6 protein-coding genes are annotated in these 8,254 nt (G+C 71.6%); 5 read left to right on the forward strand and 1 reads right to left on the reverse strand.

Annotation, left to right across the window (positions count from 1 at the left end; all coding sequences use genetic code 11):
* From ACFWEE_RS32420 to ACFWEE_RS32430, 3 genes are all read left to right on the forward strand, one after another.
* A partial coding sequence (locus tag ACFWEE_RS32420) for a multifunctional oxoglutarate decarboxylase/oxoglutarate dehydrogenase thiamine pyrophosphate-binding subunit/dihydrolipoyllysine-residue succinyltransferase subunit (protein WP_386894797.1) occupies positions 1 to 3,475 on the forward strand: 3,475 nt, incomplete at its 5' end.
* 152 nt (positions 3,476 to 3,627) lie between these two features.
* Positions 3,628 to 3,810 (forward strand): DUF6104 family protein, encoded by a 183-nt coding sequence (locus tag ACFWEE_RS32425; RefSeq protein ID WP_019075209.1) that lies wholly within the window; start codon positions 3,628 to 3,630, stop codon positions 3,808 to 3,810.
* A 135-nt stretch (positions 3,811 to 3,945) separates the two neighbouring features.
* A complete protein-coding gene (locus ACFWEE_RS32430) occupies positions 3,946 to 5,064 on the forward strand; it encodes an SGNH/GDSL hydrolase family protein (RefSeq protein WP_386894799.1) in 1,119 nt (372 codons plus the stop codon).
* A gap of 84 nt (positions 5,065 to 5,148) precedes the next feature.
* On the opposite strand, the gene ACFWEE_RS32435 is transcribed toward ACFWEE_RS32430, so the two are convergent.
* Positions 5,149 to 5,994, reverse strand: a complete 846-nt coding sequence (locus ACFWEE_RS32435; protein ID WP_386894801.1) for a hypothetical protein — start codon at positions 5,992 to 5,994, stop codon at positions 5,149 to 5,151.
* A 163-nt stretch (positions 5,995 to 6,157) separates the two neighbouring features.
* On the opposite strand from ACFWEE_RS32435, the gene ACFWEE_RS32440 reads away from it, so the two are divergent.
* Both ACFWEE_RS32440 and ACFWEE_RS32445 read left to right on the forward strand, forming a co-directional pair.
* A complete protein-coding gene (locus ACFWEE_RS32440; protein WP_386894803.1) occupies positions 6,158 to 7,015 on the forward strand; it encodes a DUF4097 domain-containing protein in 858 nt (285 codons plus the stop codon).
* A 1-nt stretch (position 7,016) separates the two neighbouring features.
* A complete protein-coding gene (locus tag ACFWEE_RS32445; protein ID WP_386894805.1) occupies positions 7,017 to 8,192 on the forward strand; it encodes a helix-turn-helix transcriptional regulator in 1,176 nt (391 codons plus the stop codon).
* Positions 8,193 to 8,254: the final 62 nt, after the last annotated feature.

Below are 8,254 nucleotides of genomic sequence, written 5' to 3' on the forward strand. Positions count from 1 at the left end.
GGCCGCCCCCGCCGCTCCCGCCGCCCCGGTGGCCCCCGCGAAGCCCGCCGCCCCGGCGCCGGCCGCGAAGGCGCCCGCCAAGGCCGCCCCGGCGACCGAGTCGACCGGCGGACCCGAGTACGTGACGCTGCGCGGCCCCTCGGCCGCCGTCGCGAAGAACATGAACGCCTCGCTGGAGCTGCCGACGGCCACGTCCGTCCGCGCCGTGCCGGTGAAGCTGCTCTTCGACAACCGCATCGTCATCAACAACCACCTCAAGCGCGCCCGCGGCGGGAAGATCTCCTTCACGCACCTCATCGGGTACGCGATGGTGCAGGCCCTCAAGGCCATGCCGTCGATGAACTACTCCTTCACGGAGAAGGACGGCAAGCCGACCCTGGTCAAGCCGGAGCACGTCAACCTCGGCCTGGCCATCGACCTGGTCAAGCCGAACGGCGACCGGCAGCTCGTGGTCGCGGCCATCAAGAAGGCCGAGACGCTCAACTTCTTCGAGTTCTGGCAGGCGTACGAGGACATCGTCCGCCGCGCCCGGATCGGCAAGCTGGGCATGGACGACTTCACCGGAGTCACCGCCTCGCTGACCAACCCCGGCGGCATCGGCACCGTCCACTCGGTGCCCCGCCTGATGCCCGGTCAGGGCCTCATCATGGGCGTCGGCGCGATGGACTACCCGGCGGAGTTCCAGGGCACCTCGCAGGACACCCTGAACAAGCTCGGCATCTCGAAGGTCATGACGCTGACCTCGACGTACGACCACCGGGTGATCCAGGGTGCCGCCTCCGGCGAGTTCCTGCGCGTGCTCGCGCAGCTGCTGCTCGGCGAGAACGGCTTCTACGACGAGATCTTCGAGGCGCTGCGCATCCCCTACGAGCCGGTCCGCTGGCTCAAGGACATCGACGCCTCGCACGACGACGACGTCACCAAGGCCGCGCGGGTCTTCGAGCTGATCCACTCCTACCGGGTCCGCGGCCACGTCATGGCCGACACCGACCCGCTGGAGTACCGCCAGCGCAAGCACCCCGACCTGGACATCACCGAGCACGGCCTCACCCTGTGGGACCTGGAGCGCGACTTCGCGGTCGGCGGTTTCGCCGGCAAGTCGATGATGAAGCTCCGCGACATCCTCGGTGTGCTCCGTGAGTCGTACTGCCGCACCACCGGCATCGAGTTCATGCACATCCAGGACCCGAAGCAGCGCAAGTGGCTCCAGGACCGGGTCGAGCGTCCGCGCTCGCAGCCGGAGCGCGAGGAGCAGCTGCGGATCCTGCGCCGCCTCAACGCGGCCGAGGCCTTCGAGACCTTCCTGCAGACGAAGTACGTCGGCCAGAAGCGGTTCTCCCTGGAGGGCGGCGAGTCCGTCATCCCGCTGCTCGACGCCGTCATCGACTCCGCCGCCGAGGCCCGCCTCGACGAGGTCGTCATCGGCATGGCCCACCGCGGCCGTCTGAACGTCCTGGCGAACATCGTCGGCAAGTCGTACGCGCAGATCTTCCGCGAGTTCGAGGGCAACCTCGACCCGCGTTCGATGCACGGCTCCGGCGACGTGAAGTACCACCTGGGCGCCGAGGGCACCTTCACCGGTCTGGACGGTGAGCAGATCAAGGTCTCGCTCGCCGCGAACCCCTCGCACCTGGAGGCGGTCGACCCGGTCCTGGAGGGCATCGCCCGCGCCAAGCAGGACATCATCAACAAGGGCGGCACGGACTTCACCGTCCTGCCCGTCGCCCTGCACGGTGACGCGGCCTTCGCCGGCCAGGGTGTCGTCGCCGAGACGCTCAACATGTCGCAGCTGCGCGGCTACCGCACCGGTGGCACCGTGCACGTGGTGATCAACAACCAGGTCGGCTTCACCGCCGCCCCGGAGTCCTCGCGCTCCTCGATGTACGCCACCGACGTGGCGCGCATGATCGAGGCGCCGATCATCCACGTCAACGGTGACGACCCGGAGGCCGTGGTACGCGTCGCGCGCCTCGCCTTCGAGTTCCGCCAGGCGTTCAACAAGGACGTCGTGATCGACCTCATCTGCTACCGCCGCCGCGGTCACAACGAGGGCGACAACCCGGAGTTCACCAACCCGCAGATGTACACCCTGATCGACAAGAAGCGTTCGGTGCGCAAGCTCTACACCGAGTCGCTCATCGGTCGCGGCGACATCACGCTGGAAGAGGCCGAGCAGGCGCTCCAGGACTTCCAGGGCCAGCTGGAGAAGGTCTTCGCGGAGGTCCGCGAGGCCACCTCGCAGTCGGCGGCCCCGCACGTCCGCGAGCCGCAGGCGGCCTTCCCGGTCGCCGTGGACACCTCGGTCTCCTCCGAGGTCGTCAAGCGGATCGCCGAGTCCCAGGTCAACATCCCCGAGCACATCACGGTGCACCCGCGCCTGATGCCGCAGATGCAGCGCCGTGCCGCCTCGGTGGAGAACGGCACGATCGACTGGGGCATGGGCGAGACCCTCGCCATCGGTTCGCTGCTGATGGAGGGCACCCCGGTCCGGCTCGCCGGCCAGGACACCCGCCGCGGCACGTTCGGCCAGCGCCACGCGGTGCTGGTCGACCAGGTGACCGGCGAGGACTACACCCCGCTGCTCTACCTGACCGAGGACCAGGCCCGTTACAACGTCTACGACTCGCTGCTCAGCGAGTACGCGGCGATGGGCTTCGAGTACGGCTACTCGCTGGCCCGCCCGGAGTCGCTGGTCGTCTGGGAGGCGCAGTTCGGTGACTTCGTCAACGGCGCGCAGACCGTCGTGGACGAGTTCATCTCCTCGGCCGAGCAGAAGTGGGGCCAGACGTCCGGCGTCACCCTGCTGCTCCCGCACGGCTACGAGGGCCAGGGCCCGGACCACTCGTCCGCCCGCCCGGAGCGTTTCCTCCAGATGTGCGGCCAGGACAACATGACGGTCGCCATGCCGACCCTGCCGTCGAACTACTTCCACCTCCTGCGGTGGCAGGTGCACAACCCGCACCACAAGCCGCTGATCGTCTTCACCCCGAAGTCGATGCTCCGCCTGAAGGCGGCGTCCTCGAAGGCGGAGGAGTTCACCTCCGGCGGCTTCCGCCCGGTGATCGGTGACGCGTCGGTGACGCCCGAGAACGTCCGCAAGGTCGTCTTCTGCGCCGGCAAGCTGTACTACGACCTGGACGCCGAGCGCCAGAAGCGCGGCGACACGGAGACCGCGATCATCCGCCTCGAGCGCCTGTACCCGCTGCCGGGTGCCGAGCTCCAGGCCGAGATCGCCAAGTACCCGAACGCCGAGAAGTACCTCTGGGCGCAGGAGGAGCCGGCGAACCAGGGTGCCTGGCCGTTCATCGCGCTCAACCTGATCGACCACCTGGACCTGGCCGTCGGCGCCGACGTCCCGCACAACGAGCGTCTGCGCCGCATCTCGCGGTCGCACAGCTCGTCGCCGGCCGTCGGTTCGGCCAAGCGCCACCAGGCGGAGCAGGCTCAGCTGGTCGCCGAGGTCTTCGAGGCCTGACCGGCAGTCGTACGCACCCCGGCGGTTCCGACCGTCGACGGGGACCGGCCCCCACCACAGCGTCACGGTGGGGGCCGGTCCCCGTTCCCGTGCGGGGCCCACCGCGCCCTACTCTGAGAGGGCAGAACATCCGCAGGCATCAGGAGCACGTTGTGTATTTCACCGACCGTGGCATCGAGGAACTGGAGAAGCGGCGCGGCGAGGAGGAGGTCACCTTCGAGTGGCTGGCCGAGCAGCTGCGTACCTTCGTCGACCTCAACCCCGATTTCGAGGTGCCGGTCGAGCGGCTGGCGACCTGGCTGGCGCGTCTGGACGACGAGGACGACGACGAGTAGGCCCCGAAAGTCGCCCGGAGCGGGCGTCTGCCGAGCCCTCGCCTCCGCCCAAATCGGTTGACACCCAGGGGTGGGGTGCCGGACGTTCAGCTGTGACGCACCGGTGCGTCACAGGGACGGAGAGATGGCACACGGATGACTCCCGGAGGAGAGACCCCGAAGCCGGGGCGGCGCGAGGGGGCCCCGGCGGCGCCCGCGGGGACGGACGCGACGGACGCGGGCTCGCCGTACGGGCTGAGACGACGGGACCCCGTGAAGAACGTCTCGGAGCAGGTTCACACCGCGGGGCGGGTCAAGGACCTGGGGGCCACGCTGCTGTTCAGCTGGCCCGGGGTGTACTTCGAGGGCCGCTTCCGCGGGACGGGGCTGGGGGTGGTGCTCGACTGCACGGCCGCGGACTACGACGTGCAGGTCGACGGAGTCACCGTCGCCACCCTCGTCACCCCCGGCGACACCACGTACTGGATCAGGGGCCTGCGGGACGGTGAGCACACGGTCCGGGTCGCCAAACGCAATGACACCCCGGGGGACACCAGCACGTTCGGCGGCTTCGTCGCCGCGCCCGGGGGCGCGGTACTGAGCAGGCCGGCGCCCAGGGACCGCCAGATCGAGTTCATCGGGGACTCCATCACCGTGGGCTACGGCAATGTCTCGGGCGCCCGCGCCTGCGATCCGGAGCAGGTCAAGCGGAACACCAACACCGACGTGAGCCACGGCGCCCTCACCGCCCGGCAGTTGGACGCCGATTACCAGATCAACGGACTCTCCGGCCTCGGCATGGTGCGCAACGTCGCCGGCATCTGCCCGGAGATCACGTACCGGACCTACTACGACCGTGCCCTGCTGAACGTGGACGACGACGTCTGGGAGAACCCGGGGACGTGGCGCCCTCGGATCGTGGTGGTCAACCTCGGTTCCAACGACTTCACCGACCTCACCCCCGGTGAACCGTGGACGCCCGACAGCCTCGCAGCCGCCTTCCGCACCGCCTACGCCGCGTTCCTCCGGAAACTGCGGACGCGCTACGGTCCCGGCACCAGCCTCGTGGCTGTCGGCTTCGACAGAAACGCCGAGCACGTCCGGCAGGTGGTCGAGGCGCGCAACGACGCCGGCGACAGCGGGGTCCACTACTGGTTCCTCGATCGGACGGGCCTGGACTTCCTCGGATGCGACGGGCACACCTCCGCTCGCGACGACCGCGTGATCGCCGACCGGCTCGCCCCGTTCCTCGACAGCCTGCCGACGGGGTGGTGAGAGAGGCCCGATCACCCGGGCGGAGGGCACCGCGGCAGTGGCCGCGGGGCGGCGGACCGGTGCGGCGGACCGGTGCGGCGCCCCTCACCGGCGCGGCACCCTCTCCCGTACGAACGTCCCCGCCCTGACCTCGTTGTACGCGAGTCCCAGCACCCCCTGCGCGAGCAGGAGCGTGCCGGCCGCCGTCCATCCGCCGCTGCGGCGGTACGCCCCCCAGAGGGCGAGCGGGGCGCCGACGGCCACCTGCGCGGTGGCCACCGCCCGCGCCCGGGGGCCGAGCATCCAGGGGCCGAGGCCGCTGCTCTCCACCGCGTCGAGTTCCACGCGTACGGCGTCGCGCCAGCCCGCCCACTCGACCCGCCCGGTCCCCGGCAGTGCCTCGGCCGCCTGCCGCAGCGCCTCGGTGCTGCGGCCCGGCTCCAGTCCAGGCCGCAGCTCCACCCCGGTACGGGTGAGGAGGCCGAGCAGTCTCCGCAGCCGCCCGCACCCGTCCGCGTGCGGGTCGGGGCGGGTCAGGGTCTGCAGGGCCTGTACGTCGAGTACGGGGTCGAGATCCAGCCGCGCCGCGAACGTGGTCATCGCCTCGTCCTCGCCGACCGGGGTGCCGTCCGCCAGCCAGACGTACCCGACCGGGCGGCGGAAGCCGGAGGCGAGCGTGCAGCCCGCCCGGGTGTCGTCCCACCAGAGCGCGACGACCGGCCAGGTGGAGGCGACCGCGAGGGCCGCCGCCCAGCCCGCCAGGACCCGGTCGACGGGCTCGGCGGGTTCGGCGGGCGTGTCCCGCCAGGCCCGCCCCTCCGGCACCAGCACGCTCCACTCCGCACCGGCGGGGGTGATGAGCATCCGCTCGCGCAGGAGGTGGGCCAGGGGCCGCACGGTCTCGGGGTCGGCCCGGCACAGCAGCAGCGCCCCCACGGGTGTCGCGTTCATGCGTCACACGCTAGGGCAATTCGTCTATCTATGACCCCTTTTGAGACCGGGGTTCGCGCGAGGGCCGGGCCGTTCGGCCTTGACTCCGCCCATCCGCGATATATCGTGTTGAACGAGAGACGCGATATGTTGCGTCGTGCCATGCTCTCTGGAGGTCACACCCATGCCTGTGTCGACGTGGACCGTCGCCGAGCCACTGAAACTCGCCTTCGCCGAGCAGGTGACCGCACTCAAGGTGCGGGTCGTCAACGGCACCGTCAACGTGGTCGGCTCCGACGAGCCGGAAGCCCGGCTGGAGGTCTCCGCCATCGACGGCCCGCCACTGATCGTCACCCTCCAGGACGGCGTCCTGACCGTGACCTACGAGGACCTCGCCTGGAAGAGCTTCCTCAAGTGGCTCGACCGCGACGGGCGCTCCCGCAGCGCGGCGGTCACCCTCTCGGTCCCCGCCTCCGCGTCGGTGGAGGTCGGCGTCGTCGGCGCCGGGGCGTTCGTCTCGGGCATCCGGGGCCGTACGGACGTACGCGGCGTCACCGGCGACACCACCCTCGTCGGGCTCTCCGGGGAGGTGCGCGGCGAGACGGTCTCCGGCGGCCTGGAGGCGCAGGCCGTCACGGGCGACCTGCGGTTCTCGTCGGTCTCCGGCGACCTGACGGTGATGGAGGGCGCCGGCACCTCGGTGCGCGCCGAGTCCGTCAGCGGCGACATGGTGCTGGACCTCGACGCCTCCGGAGCGCCGACCGACATCCGCCTGACCACGGTCTCCGGCGCGATCGCGATCCGGCTGCCCCACCCGGCGGACGCCCGGGTCGAGGCGAACACCGCGAGCGGCGCGGTCTCCAACGCCTTCGAGGACCTGCGGGTCGGCGGCCAGTGGGGCGCGAAGAAGATCACCGGCACGCTCGGCGCCGGCACCGGCAAGCTGAAGGCGACGACCGTGTCCGGTTCGATCGCGCTGCTGCGCCGCCCGCCGTCCGAGGACGAACCGTACGTTGCCGAGCCGACCGGAAAGGCGCTCTGACATGCCCCCCGTTTTCGCCCACGGCCGCCTCCGGCTCTACCTGCTGAAGCTGCTCGACGAGGCCCCGCGCCACGGTTACGAGGTGATCCGGCTGCTGGAGGAGCGCTTCCAGGGCCTGTACGCCCCGTCCGCCGGCACCGTCTACCCCCGGCTGGCCAAGCTGGAGGCGGAAGGGCTCGTCACCCACGCCACGGAGGGCGGCCGGAAGGTCTACTCGATCACCGACGCGGGCCGCGCCGAACTCGCCGGGCGCACCGGTGAACTCGCCGATCTGGAGCTGGAGATCCGCGAGTCGGTCTCCGAGCTGGCCGCCGAGATCCGCGACGACGTCCGGGGTGCGGCCGGCCGGCTGCGCAGCGACATGCGCGCCGCCGCCTCCGCCTCCCGCCACCGCCCGGGTTCCGGCTCGGGTTCCGGCTCGGGACCCGGCGGCGCCAGGAGCGAGTGGGAGTCGTTCCTCGGCGATCTGGGCGACCTCGGCCGGCTGGGGAACCTCGGCGACCTGACGGAGAAGGACGCCTGGCGCAAGGCGAAGGAGGAGCTGCGCCAGGCCAAGCAGGAGTGGAAGGAGCAGGCCCGCCGGGCCAAGGACGAGTCGCGGCGCGCCCGCGAGGAGGCGCAAGCGGCCCGCCGCCAGGCGAAGGAGGCCGACGAGCGGGCCCGCGAGCAGATGCGGAACGCCGCGCGCCAGGTGCAGGAGCACTTCGCGCGGGGCGACTGGCCCGCCGGGGTGCGCGACGGCCTGGCCGAGATCACCGGCCACCTCGCGGGTCTCGCCAGGACCGGCAGCTGGCCGCCCGCCGAGAGCCCCGAGCCTCCGCGTACGGACGGGACCGCCGCGGGGGCCCCGGCCTCCTCGGACGCCTCGGACACTTCAGGTACGGGGCCCGGCCCGTCGGCCGCCTCGGACACTTCCCCTGCGGAGCCCGGCCCCGCGCCCGACTGGGCGGTGGACGTGCCGGTCACCGGCGATCCGGCCCGGGACCTGGACCGGCTGCTGGACCGTTTCCGCGACGACATCCGCGACGCCGCCCGCGACCGGGGTGTCACGGCGGAGCAGCTGGCAGAGGCCCGCGCCCACCTGGCGGCGGCGGTCGCCCGCGTCGACGCGCTGCTGCGGAGGGACGCGGGCGACCGGCCGGGCGAGGACGACCCCAAGGACCTCGGCAGGGCCTGAGGGCGGCCGTACCCGGAGCGACGCGGTCAAAGCCGCCACCCCCCCCGGTGGGGGCGTTTAAC

It is taken from the genome of Streptomyces sp. NPDC060184 (genome assembly GCF_042728795.1).
GTDB lineage: Bacteria > Actinomycetota > Actinomycetes > Streptomycetales > Streptomycetaceae > Streptomyces.